The sequence below is a fragment of the Acinetobacter sp. 70_2 genome, assembly GCF_056736115.1.
Genome location: NZ_JBWZIP010000012.1, coordinates 43,203 through 57,734, shown reverse-complemented (window position 1 = coordinate 57,734; position 14,532 = coordinate 43,203). Strand labels below are relative to the sequence as shown.

The window sequence follows — 14,532 nt, the reverse complement described above, 5'->3', positions numbered from 1 at the left end:
TGCTTGCAAAGATAAATAGAATTACGGGCACTAGATTTGTAAAAAGTCTATAGGCGAGGTATTTGAAGCAGATTTAGGCTGTTGTAAGACTTCACCCAGCGTATATTGGTCTAAACTTTGATAGAAGCTTTCTAAAGCTTGATCAAGAATTCCTTTTAAACCGCAATGCGAACGTAGGACGCACGGTGGAGTGTTGCATTCAACAATTTGATGGTCACCTTGTAAAATTCGGACAATTGCACCGAGCTTTAAGTCTAACGCTTTGGGGTTTAAGCGAATTCCACCACCTTTACCGCGAATGGTAATAATCCACTCTTGTTTACCCATAAAATGGACAACCTTCACGAGATGATTTTGCGAAACATATAAATCTTGAGCGATTTCTGCAATTGTGTATGGCGCGTCACTTGGGCGAGCGACATACATTAATATTCGCAAAGCATAATCGGTAAATTTATTAAGTTGCATGATCACCAAAAACTAAAGGTTAAGAGGTTGATCATCTTAGCCTGAAAGTCTAAAGAATAAAACTTTCAGGCTAGCGCTTTTTCAGTTACAGCGTTAAAGGGGCTGAAACTTGTACTTGATCACCCACTCTATAGTGTTCAAGCAAAATGTTCGAGACCGAAAACTCTGTATGGTTTTCTTCAGGTTGAACATCAAAATGATAACTATTGTTCTCTTGAGCTTCTGTAAATTTAAAAGCTTTAGGTTGTTCCAGTTGTTGATCAGGAACCTGAACTTTTACTGAAATAAAAGCATTTGCTGGGCTAGTCAGTACATCTTCATGATCAGTCGCTTTTAATGTAAAGCGTTTGCCAGACTCAAGTGGATCAATTTGTGTAATTTCAAATGAACGCCAGCCAGCCCATCCACCTTTTAAGCTTTCAAGCTGTTCATATTTTTGTTTTTCAACACCAATTAAAATATTGGCCAACTGTAAGTAAGCTTGTTTCCACGCTTCAATCAGTTCTGATTCAAATGGAACATTTAAAACTTCACTAATTGAATGAAGTAAGTTGTCGCCCACAATTGCATATTGATCTGGCTGAATATCTAAACTCACATGCTTGGTGGTAATACGTTCAACTGCTTTAGCGAGCACTGTAGGATTTTCAATATTTTCAGCATACGCGAGTACTGCTGCTGCAAGAGCGCGAGGTTGGCGCAGGCTGGTCTGATCATCAAGATTAAATACATTTTTTAATTCTGGGTTGTTATTCAACATACGCTTATAAAAGTATGTAGTCAGCGTAACGCCATGTTCACGTAATACAGGTACAGTAGATTTAACGAGTTCAATTTGTTCTGGAGTCATGGCTAGACCTTAATTATCTGGCTATATAAGATGTATTTAAAATACATTTTTAAAAAAATTGTGGCAATAGCTTTTTTACAAAAACCTTAAAAAAATTAAGGGATATTAAATCCCTTAAAATAACATAATGATTTGATTAAGTTTTTATTTTCCAAATAATGAGCCGAGTAGCCCCCGTACCAATTTCTGCCCTGTACTGCCGCCTAAGCTTCGAGCAGCACTTTTTGCAAAAGTTCCGACAATATCTTGAGTTAGTTTTGCTCGTTCTCTTGCAGCGCGTTCTTCTTCCTTCTGTTGGTCGCGTGCTAAACGTTCTTGTTCCTTGGCTTGTTGCTTCGCTAAAACTTCTTGCTCTTTGGCAAGCTCAGCATCCTGTTTTTGCTGCTCACGTTCAGCGACTTTATTTTGCAGCATTTCATAAGCGCTCTCGCGATCTACAGCTTGCTCATAGACGCCAGCAATAATACTTTGAGAAATCAGAGCCTTTCGTTCTTCAGGCGTAATAGGGGTAAAAGAAGAGTAGGGAGGCATGACCCAACCGCGCTCGACAATTTGTGGCGTACCTTGCTCATCTAGACAACTAATGAGTGCTTCACCTACGGCTAGCTGTGTAATCGCCTCATCCACTTTAAAATTAGGATTGGAGCGGAAAGTATCCGCAGCGGTTTTTACTGCTTTTTGGTCTTTAGGTGTAAAGGCGCGTAGGGCATGTTGTACGCGGTTACCAAGTTGACCCAAAACACTTTCTGGTAAATCGAGTGGGTTTTGAGTAATAAAATAAATACCGACCCCTTTAGAGCGAATCAAACGTACAACTTGCTCAATTTTTTCTTGTAAAGCTTGACTGGCATTATCAAATAACAAATGAGCTTCATCGAAGAAAAACACGAGTTTTGGTTTATCCATATCACCAACTTCAGGAAGTTGTTCAAATAACTCAGAAAGCATCCATAACAAGAAAGTAGCGTATAGCTTAGGTGTATTCATGAGCTTATCAGCAGCAAGAATGTTGATATAGCCGAGTCCATTAGCGTCAGTTTGTATAAAGTCCAGAATATTTAAAGCCGGCTCTCCAAAGAACTGATCTCCACCTTGGTCGGCAAGAGCGAGCAAATTACGCTGAATTGCTCCTAAACTGGCTGGAGATAAATTGCCATATTCAGCTTTAAATTCTGCCGCATGTTCACTCACAAACGTGATCATGGCTTTTAAATCTTTAAAGTCGACTAACAATAATCCTTGATCATCTGCGATGCGGAACACAGCAGATAAAACACCTTCTTGAGTGTCATTTAGGTTAAGTATACGGGCTAATAAAATTGGACCAATCTCAGAAATAGTGGTCCGAATAGGGTGACCTTGTTGCCCAAATAAGTCCCAAAAAATAACGGGATTGGCAGCAAAAGGAACACTATCAATTTGTAGAAGCTTTAAGCGTTCATTAAATTTATCTGAAGCCTCTCCAGCTTTTGCTAGGCTAGAAACATCACCTTTTGCATCGGCAAGAAAGACGGGAACACCGATTCGAGAAAAACTTTCTGCGAGCACCTTTAATGTGACTGTTTTACCTGTACCCGTAGCACCTGCAATTAGTCCATGCCGGTTGGCAAATTGAGAAAGTAAAACAATTTCTTTTGATGTGTCATTAATATTTTTAGCAATAACAATCGGTGTACCCATATATTTTTATCCTTCGGTGTGAGTCACTGTTGATCTTGTCGTTTTACAAATATTTCAGCGCATTTTCGATATCTTGAATTAAATCTTGTGGATCTTCCAGACCTATACACAAACGAACCAATAAACCTTGTTGTAAATGTGTATTTTCAAGTTTTCGCATCATTTTTAAATCATAAAGCATGACAAGGCTAACTGGTCCACCCCAGCTAAAGCCAAGTTTAAATAGCTTAAGAGCATCACAAAAACGACGTACTGCTGAAATGTCATAATCAGGTTTAAATATTACACTGACTAATCCTGCACTCTTACCTGTTGTGCAAATCTCTTGCCAATATTGATGGCCAGGGGAAGTCTCATCACTCGGATGTAAAACTTGTGCAAACTGCGGCTGTTCCTTTAACCATTTCAGTAGTGTTTTAGCATTATTTGATTGTTGTTCATATCTTAACGACATGTGGGCAAGGCTACGTTGAACTTGAGCTGTATCATCGCCAGATACTGAAATTCCTAAAATGGCATGCATTCGGAACAAACGATGATGTAACTTCTCATCACGTGTTACCACACTTCCCATTAAAATATCACCACCACCACTTGGATATTTTGTTAGCGCATGAACAGTTAAATCTACTGACAAGTGCTCATCAGAGAAATCAAAAGCATTAAATGCAAGTCCAGCTCCCCAAGTATTATCTAAAGCAGTTGCAACTCCATGTGCCTTTGCTTTTTTAACTAACTCTTTAAGATCAGGGAATTCGAGAGTGACAGAACCTGCTGCTTCTATCCATAAAAGTTTAGTTTTTTCAGTTGGTGTAAAACTTGAGACATCAATTGAATTATAAACTTTGACGCTAACACCATATTGATCTTTTAAGTAGTTTAGATGCTCCAGATTTGGGCCATATATATTGTCTGGCACCCAAACTTCATCCCCTGTTCCTAAAAAAGCAGAGTTAACTAGATTTATTGCAGATAACCCACTTGGTGCAAGTAAACAGTATGAACCACCCTCTATTTGGGCAATATTGTCGCCTAAGGTGAACGTTGTTGGTGTGCCGTGTGTACCATAACTATAGTCATAAGGATTGGTCCAATGACGGTCAAAAAGGTGCGCAGTTGATTTAAAAATAATAGTCGACGCACGAAATAAGGGAGGTTGCACGGTCTGGATGAATTGAGGTGCTTTTCGTGGTGCATGAATGAGTCGGGTTTGGAAATTGTTATGCTTTTTCATGGGGCGCTATGCTTTAAATAATTAAGATTAGATTAAGAGAAAACTCACTTATTCGCTAGATTTTTGATTAATTCTAAGATGTTTCGTTACTGCTGTAACATTCACTAAAAACTTGGCTTTATTTTTGCAAAGATCAAACCAACATTCTAACAACAATAGGTTTAAGCGCATGAAGTCGCATTTACGTGTTCACTATTTTCAACATATTGCTGGCGAAGGGTTTGGAAGCTGTTATTCATTTTTAAAAGCTCATCACGCCACTATTAGCTCTACGGAGTTCTTTGCACTTCCGGTTGATCGGTCACTTGAAATAGAAGCTTTACCACGAATTGAAGAAGTAGATTTGCTATTAATCATGGGTGGAACCATGAGTGTAAATGACGAGGCAAACTATCCATGGCTTAAAATAGAAAAAAGATGGTTGCGTCGATATTTGGCGGCAGGAAAACCTGCTATAGGTCTTTGCCTAGGTGGGCAGTTAATTGCAAATGCATTAGGTGCAGCTGTTAGTCGCAATCGTTATCAAGAACTTGGATGGTCGACAGTTCAGAGAGTTGCCAACTTACCCCAAGAAAGCTTTCCACTACCTGAAGAAATCAATGTGATGCAGTGGCATAGTGAAACATTCGAAATACCTAAAGGAGCTATACGTTTAGCTGAGAACGTTGCTTGCCGTAATCAGATGTATCAAATTGGGAACAATGTATTAGGTTTTCAATTTCATCCGGAAATGACACCGGCAGCTTTAGAACTCTTACTTGAAAATGAAGAGGAGCTATCTATTTTTGACGGTGAATATGTTCAATCGGCAAGAGAACTGCAATATTCGGAAGCACAAAAATTTGAACAGGGTAATCAACTCTTAAATAAAGCGATCGAGTTTGTAATAAGTGCATAGAATGAATTACTCATACTCGGCTAAAGCAGGATTTGAACAAAAAATAGAAAAAGAGAATTGCATAAGACTTAAACAATCGTTATAATGAGCGACCCTCAAGAAGAGGGCATTTACTGCGAAGAAAGTAGTAAATGTGCATTACAGTCGTGGCATCGATCACGACCTTGGTGATTATCACTGCCTTTGACACTTACCAATAGGTGAGATGCGTCAAAGGTGATTCTTTATATATTTGGCTTGGAGTTTACTGGTATGTCTAACCAGAGAATTCGTATCCGTCTTAAGTCTTTTGATCATCGTCTGATTGATCAATCTGCTCAAGAGATCGTAGAAACCGCTAAGCGTACCGGCGCACAAGTTTGTGGTCCAATTCCGATGCCTACTCGCATCGAACGCTTCAACGTTCTTACTTCACCGCACGTTAACAAAGATGCGCGTGACCAGTACGAAATCCGCACCTACAAACGTTTGATCGACATCGTTCAACCTACAGATAAAACTGTTGATGCATTGATGAAGTTAGATCTTGCAGCTGGTGTTGATGTTCAGATCGCTTTGGGTTAAGGCTTTCGGTTAATTAACGATTAGTTAATTAGGCCGCTTTTTTAGAGGTTTATGCACATGGCTATTGGTTTAGTCGGTCGCAAATGTGGTATGACTCGCATCTTTACAGATGCTGGTGTTTCTGTACCTGTTACAGTCATCGAAGTCGATCCAAACCGCATTACGCAAATCAAAACACTTGAAACTGATGGTTATCAAGCTGTTCAAGTAACTACTGGTGAACGTCGCGAATCTCGCGTAACTAACGCTCAGAAAGGTCACTTCGCGAAAGCTGGTGTTGCTGCTGGTCGTTTAGTTAAAGAGTTCCGTGTTACTGAAGCTGAGCTTGACGGTCGTGAAGTTGGCGGTACTATTGGCGTTGATTTGTTCACAGTTGGTCAAATTGTTGACGTAACTGGTCAATCAAAAGGTAAAGGTTTCCAAGGTGGTGTTAAACGTTGGAACTTCCGTACCCAAGACGCTACTCACGGTAACTCAGTTTCTCACCGTGTATTAGGTTCTACAGGTCAAAACCAAACTCCTGGACGCGTGTTCAAAGGCAAAAAAATGGCTGGTCACTTAGGTGATGAACGCGTAACAGTACAAGGTCTTGAAATCGTATCTATTGACGCTGAACGTTCTGTTTTAGTTGTTAAAGGTGCAATTCCTGGTGCAACTGGCGGTGACGTAATTGTACGTCCTACCATCAAGGCCTGAGGGGAAATACCGTGAATTTGAAAACTGTTTCCGGCTCTGCTGTTGAATTGTCTGAAGTTGCTTTCGGACGTGAATTTAACGAGGCTCTTGTACACCAAGTTGTTACTGCTTACTTAGCAGGTGGTCGTCAAGGTACTCGTGCTCAAAAATCGCGTGCAGACGTTTCTGGCGGTGGTAAAAAACCATTCCGTCAAAAAGGTACTGGTCGTGCTCGTGCGGGTTCTATTCGTAGCCCTATCTGGGTTGGTGGTGGTAAAACTTTTGCTGCTCGTCCACAAGATTGGTCTCAAAAAGTAAACCGTAAGATGTACCGCGGTGCAATGCAATGTATCTTAGCTGAACTTGTTCGCCAAGATCGCCTTGTATTAGTTGAAGAGTTTGCTGTTGCAGCTCCAAAAACTAAAGAATTGCTTGCAAAACTTAACGACTTAAATGCTGCTCGTGCATTAATCGTTACTGACGCTGTAGATGAGAACTTATATCTTGCAGCACGCAACCTTCCGCATGTAGATGTGGTAGATGCAACTGCAATCGATCCTGTAAGCTTGATCGCGTTTGATAAAGTTGTGATGTCTGTAGCTGCTGCTAAGAAAATTGAGGTAGAACTCGGATGAACAACGAACGTATCTATCAAGTCCTTAAAGGACCAGTCTTCTCAGAAAAGGCACAAGTTTTAGGTGATACTGTTGGTGTTCAAGTATTTAAAGTAGACATTAATGCTACTAAGCTTGAAATCAAAAAAGCAGTTGAAAAACTTTTTGGTGTAGAAGTTGTTAAAGTTAACACAACTATTACTAAAGGTAAGACTAAGCGCTTTGGTCGTACATTAGGACGTCGTTCTGATGTTAAAAAAGCATACGTCACCCTGAAAGCCGGCCAAGATGTTGAAATGGCTGACTTGGGCGATACCGCTGAAAGCGCAGCGGAATAAGGACGAAAATTATGCCGATTCAAAAATGTAAGCCAACGTCTCCAGGACGTCGCTTTGTAGAGAAAGTGGTTCATGACCATCTTCACAAAGGCGCTCCTTACGCACCGTTGGTTGAAGCTAAAAAACGTACTGGTGGTCGTAATAACAACGGTCACATTACTACTCGTCACGTTGGTGGTGGTCATAAACAACACTACCGTATCGTTGACTTCAAACGTAACAAAGACAGCATCCCAGCTGTTGTAGAGCGTATTGAATACGATCCAAACCGTACAGCACATATTGCTTTATTGAAATATGCTGATGGTGAGCGTCGTTATATCATTGCACCTAAAGGTTTACGTGCTGGTGATAAAGTACAATCTGGTAACGATGCTCCAATTCGTCCAGGTAACTGCTTGCCACTTCGTAATATGCCGATCGGTTCTACACTTCATAACGTTGAACTTAAAATTGGTAAGGGTGCGCAATTAGCGCGTTCTGCTGGTGCTTCTGTTCAGTTGTTGGGTCGTGATGGTTCTTACGCGATTATTCGTCTTCGTTCAGGCGAAATGCGTAAAGTACACGTTGAATGCCGCGCTGTAATTGGTGAAGTTTCTAACCAAGAAAACAACCTTCGTTCATTGGGTAAAGCTGGTGCTTCACGCTGGCGTGGTGTTCGTCCTACCGTACGTGGTATGGCGATGAACCCGATTGACCACCCACACGGTGGTGGTGAAGGGCGTAACAAAGGTATTCAACCTGTAAGCCCATGGGGTCAAAAAGCTAAAGGGTACAAGACACGTACCAATAAGCGTACGACTAAGATGATTATTCGCGACCGTCGCGTCAAGTAAAGGAATCTGACTAATGCCTCGTTCTCTGAAAAAAGGCCCATTCGTCGATGCGCACTTGTTCGCTAAGGTTGAAGCGGCTGTTGCTAGTAACTCTCGCAAGCCGATCAAAACTTGGTCTCGTCGTTCGATGATCCTTCCAGATTTTGTTGGTTTAACAATCTCTGTTCATAATGGTCGTAATCACGTTCCAGTAATTGTTACTGAGCATATGGTTGGTCATAAACTCGGTGAATTCGCGCCAACTCGTACCTATCGTGGTCACGGTGTTGACAAGAAATCTAAACGTTAATAGGTGTCATGATGGAAGTAACTGCTAAATTACGCGGTGCCGCTATCTCGGCACAAAAAGCACGTTTGGTTGCAGATCTTATTCGCGGCAAATCTGTTGCGCATGCTTTAAACATCTTAAACTTCAGCAATAAAAAAGCTGCTGTTTTAGTAAAGAAAGCATTGGAATCTGCGATTGCAAACGCTGAACACAATAACAGTTTAGATGTTGACGATCTTAAAGTTTCTACGATTTACGTTGATGAAGGCATGAGCCTTAAACGTATTATGCCACGTGCTAAAGGCCGTGCAGATCGTATTACTAAGCGTACTTGTCACATCACCGTTAAGGTAGGGGTTTGATATGGGTCAGAAGGTTCATCCAATCGGTATCCGCCTAGGTGTTGTGAAACGTCATAACGCTAACTGGTATGCGAATCCGAAACAATACGCTGAATACTTGCTTAAAGATCTTCAAGTTCGTGAGTTTTTAACTAAAAAACTTAAGAATGCGATGGTAAGCAATATTCTTATCGAACGTCCATCAGGCGCTGCTAAAGTAACTATTAGCACAGCTCGTCCTGGTATCGTAATCGGTAAAAAAGGCGAAGATATTGAGAAATTACAGCGCGAACTTACCAGCATTATGGGTGTTCCAGCGCAAGTAAGTATCAACGAAATTGATCGCCCAGACTTAGATGCGCGTTTAGTTGCTGAAGCAATTGCTTCTCAATTAGAAAAGCGTGTTATGTTCCGTCGTGCTATGAAGCGTGCGGTTCAAAACACTATGCGTGCTGGTGCTAAAGGTATCAAAGTTGAAGTGTCTGGCCGTTTAGGTGGTGCAGAGATTGCTCGTACAGAATGGTATCGTGAAGGTCGTGTACCTTTGCATACGTTACGTGCAGACATTGACTATGCAACTATGCGTGCAGAAACAACTTACGGTACGATTGGTGTTAAAGTTTGGATTTTCCGTGGCGAGATCTTAGGTGGCATGAAACAAGTCATGAACCCTGCTCCTGCTGAAGATCGTCCAGCTAAACGTGGTCGTGGTCGTGGTGAAGGTCAAGAGCGTCGTGGTCGTCGCGGTGACCGTGCTGCTGACAAGGGAGAATAATCCATGTTGCAACCTAAACGTACCAAATTCCGTAAAGTGCACAAAGGCCGTAACACTGGTCTAGCGCATCGTGGTAGTACAGTATCATTTGGTTCGATTGCAATTAAAGCAACTGAACGTGGTCGTATGACTGCGCGTCAGATTGAAGCTGCACGTCGTACTATTAGCCGCCGTATTAAGCGTGGTGGTAAAATCTTTATTCGCGTATTCCCGGATAAACCAATTACTCAAAAGCCTCTTGAAGTGCGTATGGGTAAAGGTAAGGGTAGCGTGGAATACTGGGTTTGCCAGATCCAACCAGGTAAGATCCTGTACGAAATTGAAGGTGTGAACGAAGAATTAGCGCGTGAAGCATTTGCTTTAGCTGCTGCTAAACTTCCGTTTAAAACCACTATCGTGACTCGGACGGTAATGTAATGAAAACTAAAGATCTACGTGAAAAATCGGTAGAAGAGTTGAAAGCTTTGCTTGATGAGCAACAGCTTAACCAATTCCGTCTTCGTATGGCGAAAGCAACTGGTCAGTTGGGTAAATCGCACGAAGTGCAAGTTGCTCGTAAGACAATTGCTCGTATTAAGACACTCCTTACCGAAAAACAGGGGAACGGACAATGAGTGAAAAAACAGTCCGCACGTTAACCGGCAAAGTCGTAAGTGACAAAATGGATAAATCTATTGTTGTTCTTATTGAACGCCGCGTTCAACACCCGTTGTATGGCAAGTCAATTCGCCGTTCAACTAAGTTACACGCTCATGATGAGAACAATGTTGCTAAAATTGGCGATGTTGTAACCATTAAAGAAAGCCGCCCAATTTCTAAAACTAAAGCTTGGACTTTAGTGGAAGTAGTTGAAGCAGCTGCTGAGTAATTCGACGTTCTTGTTGCATCATCGGTCAATTTCGAGTACTCTTTGAGCCTTTCGAAATTGTGACCGGTGATGCTCGGTTTTGGAGTAGGGCAATGATTCAAACCGAAACTATGCTCGACGTAGCAGACAACAGTGGTGCTCGCCGCGTACAATGTATTAAAGTACTTGGTGGTTCACATCGTCGTTATGCTTCTGTTGGCGACATTATTAAAGTTACTGTAAAAGAAGCAATCCCACGCGCACGTGTTAAAAAAGGTGACGTGATGAATGCGGTTGTAGTTCGTACTAAATTCGGCATTCGTCGTCCAGATGGTTCTGTGATCCGTTTTGATGATAATGCTGCAGTTATCTTGAACAACAACAAAGCTCCGATTGCTACTCGTATCTTCGGACCAGTGACTCGTGAACTTCGTACTGAACAGTTCATGAAAATCATTTCATTGGCTCCTGAAGTTCTATAAGAGGCAATCATGGCTAAGATTAAAAAAGGCGATCAAGTTATCGTGATCGCAGGTAAAGAAAAAGGCAAACAGGGTACTGTATTGTCTGTTTCTGAAGACCGCGTTAAGGTTGAAGGCCTTAACTTAGTGAAGAAGCATCAAAAGCCTAACCGTGTAACTGGCGCTGAAGGCGGTGTAGTTACTCAAGAAGCTTCGCTTCATATTTCAAACGTGGCAATTTTAAATGCTACAACCCAGAAGGCTGACCGTGTTGGTTACCAAGTGATTGATGGCGTGAAAACTCGCGTTTATAAATCAAATGGTGAATCAGTGGCGGTAGCGAAGTAATAGGTTGAAAAGGCAATGGCCAGACTTAAAGCACGTTACAACGATGAACTTAAAGCAAAGTTACAAGAAGAACTTAGCATTAAGAACGTGATGGAAATTCCACGCATCACAAAAATTACCCTAAACATGGGTGTAGGCGCAGCTGCAACTGATAAGAAATTATTAGATGGCGCTGTAGTCGACATGCAATTAATTGCTGGTCAAAAACCAGTAATTACACTTGCTCGTAAATCTATCGCAGGTTTCAAAATCCGTGATGGTTGGCCAATTGGTTGTAAAGTTACTTTACGTGGCGACCAAATGTACGAATTCTTGGACCGTTTGATCTCAATCGCAATCCCTCGTATCCGTGACTTCCGTGGTTTCTCTTCGAAATCATTTGATGGTCGTGGTAACTATTCAATGGGTTTGAAAGAGCAAATCGTTTTCCCTGAAATCGATTTCGACAAGATTGATCGTATTCGTGGTATGGATATTACTATTACTACGACTGCTCGCACCGATGACGAAGGCCGTGCGCTTATGCGTGCATTCGGCTTCCCGTTCAAATAAGAGGTCGATATGGCTAAGAAAGGTATGATTAATCGCGAATTGAAACGCGAAAAAACAGTTGCTAAATACGCTGCAAAACGTGCTGAATTAAAAGCTACGATTGCAAACGTAAATGCAAGTGAAGAAGAGCGTTTCGAAGCGATGTTAAAGTTACAAGCATTGCCACGTAATGCATCTCCGGTACGTCTTCGTAACCGTTGTGGTTTAACTGGTCGTCCTCATGGTTACTTCCGTAAGTTCGGTTTAAGCCGTAACAAATTACGTGACACAGTAATGCAGGGTGATGTACCAGGCGTTGTTAAGGCAAGCTGGTAAGGAGCGACTAAATGAGTATGCAAGATACCGTTGCCGACATGCTAACACGTGTTCGTAACGCACAAATGGCTAAGAAACAAACTGTTTCTATGCCTTCTTCTAAGTTGAAAGTTGCAATTGCAAACGTACTTCAACAAGAAGGTTATATTTCAAATGTAGAAGTTGCTCAAGAAGAGACAAAATCTACTTTGACAATTACTTTAAAATATTTCGAAGGCAAACCAGTTATCGAAATGGTTAAGCGCGTAAGCCGTCCAGGTCTTCGCCAATACCGTGGTAAAGATAAACTTCCAAGCGTTAAGCAAGGTTTAGGTATTGCAATTGTTTCTACAAGCAAAGGCATCATGACTGATCGCGCTGCACGTGCTGCGGGCGTTGGTGGTGAAGTTATTGCTTTTGTTTCTTAATAGGTGATTCCTCATGTCTCGTGTGGCTAAAGCCCCAGTAACTGTACCTAATGGTGTAGCAGTTACTCAGAACGGCCGGCAGGTCGAAGTGAAAGGCACTAAAGGTACATTGTCTTTCAACCTGCATGCGCTGGTCGAGCTAAAACAGGAAGAAGGTAAACTTCAACTTGCTCCAGTTAAAGAATCGAAAGATGCTTGGATGCAAGCTGGTACTGCTCGCGCTGTATTGAACAACCTTGTAAAAGGTGTTAGCGAAGGCTTCGAACGTAAGTTGCAGCTAGTTGGTGTTGGTTATAAAGCTGCGGTTAAAGGTACTGTTGTAAACCTTAACCTTGGTTACTCACACCCAATTGACTACGCTTTACCAGAAGGTGTAACAGCGGAAACTCCAACTGCTACTGAAATCATTTTGAAATCAGCAAACAAGCAGTTGTTAGGTCAAGTAGCGGCAGAAATCCGTGCATACCGTGCTCCTGAACCATATAAAGGTAAAGGTGTTCGTTATTCGGATGAAGTCATTCTTCGTAAAGAAGCTAAGAAGAAATAAGGCGCGAGGTTCTTATGAACGAAAAGAAACAATCCCGTTTGCGTCGTGCGAAAAGCACACGCTTGCACATTCGTGCATTGGGTGCGACTCGTTTGTGTGTAAACCGCACTCCGCGTCACATCTATGCTCAAGTTATTTCAGCAGATGGTGGCAAAGTTTTAGCGCAAGCTTCAACTTTGGATGCATCTTTACGTAGCGGTACTACAGGTAATGTAGACGCGGCTACTAAAGTAGGTGCTTTAATCGCAGAACGCGCGAAAGCAGCTGGTGTAACTAAAGTTGCATTTGACCGTTCTGGTTTTAAATATCATGGTCGTATCAAAGCCTTGGCTGATGCTGCTCGTGAAAACGGCTTGGAGTTCTAATCATGGCTAAAGTTGAACAAAACGAAGGTCTTGTTGAAAAGCTGGTTGCCGTTGATCGTGTAGCCAAAGTTGTTAAGGGCGGTCGTATCTTCTCTTTCACAGCATTAACTGTTGTGGGTGATGGTAATGGTCGTGTTGGTTTTGGTCGTGGTAAAGCACGTGAAGTTCCTGCTGCTATTTCTAAAGCACTTGAAGCTGCTCGTCGCAACATGATCACTGTAGACCTTGCTGGTACTACTTTACAACACCCTGTGAATGCTCGTCATGGTGCAAGCCGTGTATACATGCAACCTGCTTCAGAAGGTACTGGCGTAATCGCTGGTGGTGCAATGCGTGCCGTTCTTGAAGCTGCAGGTGTACATAACGTACTTGCTAAATGTTATGGTTCTACAAATGCTGCTAACGTAGTAAACGCAACTTTTAAAGGTTTGCGTGATATGACTTCTCCTGAGAAAGTCGCTGCGAAACGTGGTAAATCAGTAGAAGAAATTCAAGGGTAATCAATCATGAAAACGATTAAAGTTACCCAGACTAAATCTTCTTCACATCGCTTGAAAAATCACAAGCTTTGCTTACAAGGTTTAGGTCTGCGTCGTATTGGTCATACTGTAGAAGTGCAAGATACGCCTTCTAACCGCGGTATGATCAACAAAGTCTACTATATGGTTAGTGTAGAGGAATAAGCCATGACTCTGCGTTTAAATGAGCTTGCACCTGCAGAAGGTGCAAAACGTGAACACCGTCGTTTAGGCCGTGGTATCGGTTCTGGCGTTGGTAAGACTGGTGGCCGTGGTGTCAAAGGTCAAAAATCACGTAAAAGTGGTGGCGTTCGTCCAGGTTTCGAAGGCGGTCAAACAGCGATTTATCGTCGTTTACCTAAATTCGGTTTCACTAGCCAAATCGCTTTAAAAACTGCTGAAGTACGTTTGTCTGAGTTAACTAAAGTGGAAGGCGACATCGTTAGCCTTGAAACTTTAAAAGCTGCGAATGTTGTTCGTCGCGATCAAATTCGTGCTCGTATCGTGCTTTCTGGTGAAATCACTCGTGCATTCACTGTTCAAGGTGTTGCATTGACTAAAGGCGCTAAAGCTGCAATTGAAGCAGCTGGCGGTAAAGTCGAGGAGTAATCTCGAGTGTCTATGTCTCCTA

25 protein-coding genes and 2 pseudogenes are annotated in these 14,532 nt (G+C 42.0%); 22 read left to right on the top strand and 5 right to left on the bottom strand.

The genetic code is table 11. The features are described 5' to 3' along the window. Positions 1-30: 30 nt before the first annotated feature. The 5 genes and pseudogenes from AC1PJ9_RS04085 to AC1PJ9_RS04065 form a co-directional block, all read right to left on the bottom strand. Positions 31-468 carry an RrF2 family transcriptional regulator gene (locus tag AC1PJ9_RS04085; RefSeq protein ID WP_145849729.1) on the bottom strand — a complete coding sequence of 146 codons (438 nt, stop codon included), beginning with the start codon at positions 466-468 and terminating at the stop codon, positions 31-33. A gap of 85 nt (positions 469-553) precedes the next feature. Further along, positions 554-1,318, bottom strand: coding sequence for a globin domain-containing protein (locus AC1PJ9_RS04080; protein ID WP_311086482.1), 765 nt, complete (start codon positions 1,316-1,318; stop codon positions 554-556). Positions 1,319-1,320: 2 nt separating this feature from the next. Then, positions 1,321-1,439: pseudogene (locus AC1PJ9_RS04075) on the bottom strand (hypothetical protein). A gap of 23 nt (positions 1,440-1,462) precedes the next feature. Then, a complete protein-coding gene (locus AC1PJ9_RS04070; RefSeq protein ID WP_311086481.1) occupies positions 1,463-2,998 on the bottom strand; it encodes a helicase HerA-like domain-containing protein in 1,536 nt (511 codons plus the stop codon). A 43-nt stretch (positions 2,999-3,041) separates the two neighbouring features. Continuing rightward, positions 3,042-4,232, bottom strand: coding sequence for a PLP-dependent transferase (locus tag AC1PJ9_RS04065; RefSeq protein ID WP_311086480.1), 1,191 nt, complete (start codon positions 4,230-4,232; stop codon positions 3,042-3,044). A 169-nt stretch (positions 4,233-4,401) separates the two neighbouring features. Between AC1PJ9_RS04065 and AC1PJ9_RS04060 the strand changes: the two genes are divergently transcribed. From AC1PJ9_RS04060 to rplO, 22 genes and pseudogenes are all read left to right on the top strand, one after another. Beyond that, positions 4,402-5,130 carry a type 1 glutamine amidotransferase gene (locus AC1PJ9_RS04060; protein WP_311086479.1) on the top strand — a complete coding sequence of 243 codons (729 nt, stop codon included), beginning with the start codon at positions 4,402-4,404 and terminating at the stop codon, positions 5,128-5,130. A 252-nt stretch (positions 5,131-5,382) separates the two neighbouring features. Next, entirely contained in the window at positions 5,383-5,694 is a 312-nt protein-coding gene (gene rpsJ / locus AC1PJ9_RS04055) for a 30S ribosomal protein S10 (RefSeq protein ID WP_000070912.1), read from the top strand. A 57-nt stretch (positions 5,695-5,751) separates the two neighbouring features. Next, positions 5,752-6,390 carry a 50S ribosomal protein L3 gene (gene rplC / locus AC1PJ9_RS04050; RefSeq protein WP_263614652.1) on the top strand — a complete coding sequence of 213 codons (639 nt, stop codon included), beginning with the start codon at positions 5,752-5,754 and terminating at the stop codon, positions 6,388-6,390. Between the two features lie 11 nt (positions 6,391-6,401). Further along, positions 6,402-7,004 (top strand): 50S ribosomal protein L4, encoded by a 603-nt coding sequence (rplD, locus tag AC1PJ9_RS04045; RefSeq protein WP_002049755.1) that lies wholly within the window; start codon positions 6,402-6,404, stop codon positions 7,002-7,004. Then, positions 7,001-7,321 carry a 50S ribosomal protein L23 gene (gene rplW / locus AC1PJ9_RS04040; protein WP_002049693.1) on the top strand — a complete coding sequence of 107 codons (321 nt, stop codon included), beginning with the start codon at positions 7,001-7,003 and terminating at the stop codon, positions 7,319-7,321. The genes rplD and rplW overlap by 4 nt, the downstream gene beginning before the upstream one ends. An 11-nt stretch (positions 7,322-7,332) precedes the next feature. Next, positions 7,333-8,157: a 50S ribosomal protein L2 gene (gene rplB / locus AC1PJ9_RS04035; protein WP_002049686.1), complete on the top strand. Its 825-nt coding sequence runs from the start codon at positions 7,333-7,335 to the stop codon at positions 8,155-8,157. Positions 8,158-8,170: 13 nt separating this feature from the next. Further along, a complete protein-coding gene (gene rpsS / locus AC1PJ9_RS04030) occupies positions 8,171-8,446 on the top strand; it encodes a 30S ribosomal protein S19 (RefSeq protein WP_001138119.1) in 276 nt (91 codons plus the stop codon). Positions 8,447-8,457: 11 nt separating this feature from the next. Then, positions 8,458-8,787 (top strand): 50S ribosomal protein L22, encoded by a 330-nt coding sequence (rplV, locus tag AC1PJ9_RS04025; protein WP_001982638.1) that lies wholly within the window; start codon positions 8,458-8,460, stop codon positions 8,785-8,787. Position 8,788: 1 nt separating this feature from the next. Next, positions 8,789-9,605 (top strand): annotated as a pseudogene (gene rpsC, locus AC1PJ9_RS04020) (30S ribosomal protein S3). Continuing rightward, positions 9,545-9,958 (top strand): 50S ribosomal protein L16, encoded by a 414-nt coding sequence (gene rplP / locus AC1PJ9_RS04015; protein WP_002049688.1) that lies wholly within the window; start codon positions 9,545-9,547, stop codon positions 9,956-9,958. The pseudogene rpsC and the gene rplP overlap by 61 nt, the downstream one beginning before the upstream one ends. Further along, positions 9,958-10,155 (top strand): 50S ribosomal protein L29, encoded by a 198-nt coding sequence (gene rpmC, locus AC1PJ9_RS04010; protein ID WP_000849928.1) that lies wholly within the window; start codon positions 9,958-9,960, stop codon positions 10,153-10,155. The genes rplP and rpmC overlap by 1 nt, the downstream gene beginning before the upstream one ends. Next, the gene (rpsQ, locus tag AC1PJ9_RS04005; RefSeq protein ID WP_001291845.1) at positions 10,152-10,409 is read left to right on the top strand and encodes a 30S ribosomal protein S17; all 258 of its coding nucleotides are present in this window, start codon (positions 10,152-10,154) and stop codon (positions 10,407-10,409) included. The genes rpmC and rpsQ overlap by 4 nt, the downstream gene beginning before the upstream one ends. A gap of 92 nt (positions 10,410-10,501) precedes the next feature. Further along, positions 10,502-10,870 (top strand): 50S ribosomal protein L14, encoded by a 369-nt coding sequence (gene rplN, locus AC1PJ9_RS04000; protein WP_001982634.1) that lies wholly within the window; start codon positions 10,502-10,504, stop codon positions 10,868-10,870. Between the two features lie 9 nt (positions 10,871-10,879). Continuing rightward, positions 10,880-11,197, top strand: coding sequence for a 50S ribosomal protein L24 (gene rplX, locus AC1PJ9_RS03995; RefSeq protein ID WP_002049703.1), 318 nt, complete (start codon positions 10,880-10,882; stop codon positions 11,195-11,197). Between the two features lie 15 nt (positions 11,198-11,212). After that, positions 11,213-11,749, top strand: coding sequence for a 50S ribosomal protein L5 (gene rplE, locus AC1PJ9_RS03990; protein WP_044119300.1), 537 nt, complete (start codon positions 11,213-11,215; stop codon positions 11,747-11,749). A gap of 9 nt (positions 11,750-11,758) precedes the next feature. After that, positions 11,759-12,064, top strand: a complete 306-nt coding sequence (gene rpsN, locus AC1PJ9_RS03985) for a 30S ribosomal protein S14 (protein ID WP_002049689.1) — start codon at positions 11,759-11,761, stop codon at positions 12,062-12,064. Positions 12,065-12,075: 11 nt separating this feature from the next. Beyond that, positions 12,076-12,471, top strand: a complete 396-nt coding sequence (gene rpsH, locus AC1PJ9_RS03980; RefSeq protein WP_002049732.1) for a 30S ribosomal protein S8 — start codon at positions 12,076-12,078, stop codon at positions 12,469-12,471. A 13-nt stretch (positions 12,472-12,484) separates the two neighbouring features. Beyond that, positions 12,485-13,018 carry a 50S ribosomal protein L6 gene (rplF, locus tag AC1PJ9_RS03975; protein WP_004705382.1) on the top strand — a complete coding sequence of 178 codons (534 nt, stop codon included), beginning with the start codon at positions 12,485-12,487 and terminating at the stop codon, positions 13,016-13,018. 14 nt (positions 13,019-13,032) lie between these two features. Beyond that, the gene (gene rplR / locus AC1PJ9_RS03970; RefSeq protein WP_002049741.1) at positions 13,033-13,383 is read left to right on the top strand and encodes a 50S ribosomal protein L18; all 351 of its coding nucleotides are present in this window, start codon (positions 13,033-13,035) and stop codon (positions 13,381-13,383) included. A gap of 2 nt (positions 13,384-13,385) precedes the next feature. Continuing rightward, a complete protein-coding gene (rpsE, locus tag AC1PJ9_RS03965; protein WP_001141025.1) occupies positions 13,386-13,883 on the top strand; it encodes a 30S ribosomal protein S5 in 498 nt (165 codons plus the stop codon). A gap of 6 nt (positions 13,884-13,889) precedes the next feature. Beyond that, positions 13,890-14,066 (top strand): 50S ribosomal protein L30, encoded by a 177-nt coding sequence (rpmD, locus tag AC1PJ9_RS03960; protein WP_000849088.1) that lies wholly within the window; start codon positions 13,890-13,892, stop codon positions 14,064-14,066. 3 nt (positions 14,067-14,069) lie between these two features. Next, complete coding sequence (rplO, locus tag AC1PJ9_RS03955; RefSeq protein WP_002049750.1) at positions 14,070-14,510, top strand: 50S ribosomal protein L15; 441 nt, start codon at positions 14,070-14,072, stop codon at positions 14,508-14,510. Positions 14,511-14,532: the final 22 nt, after the last annotated feature.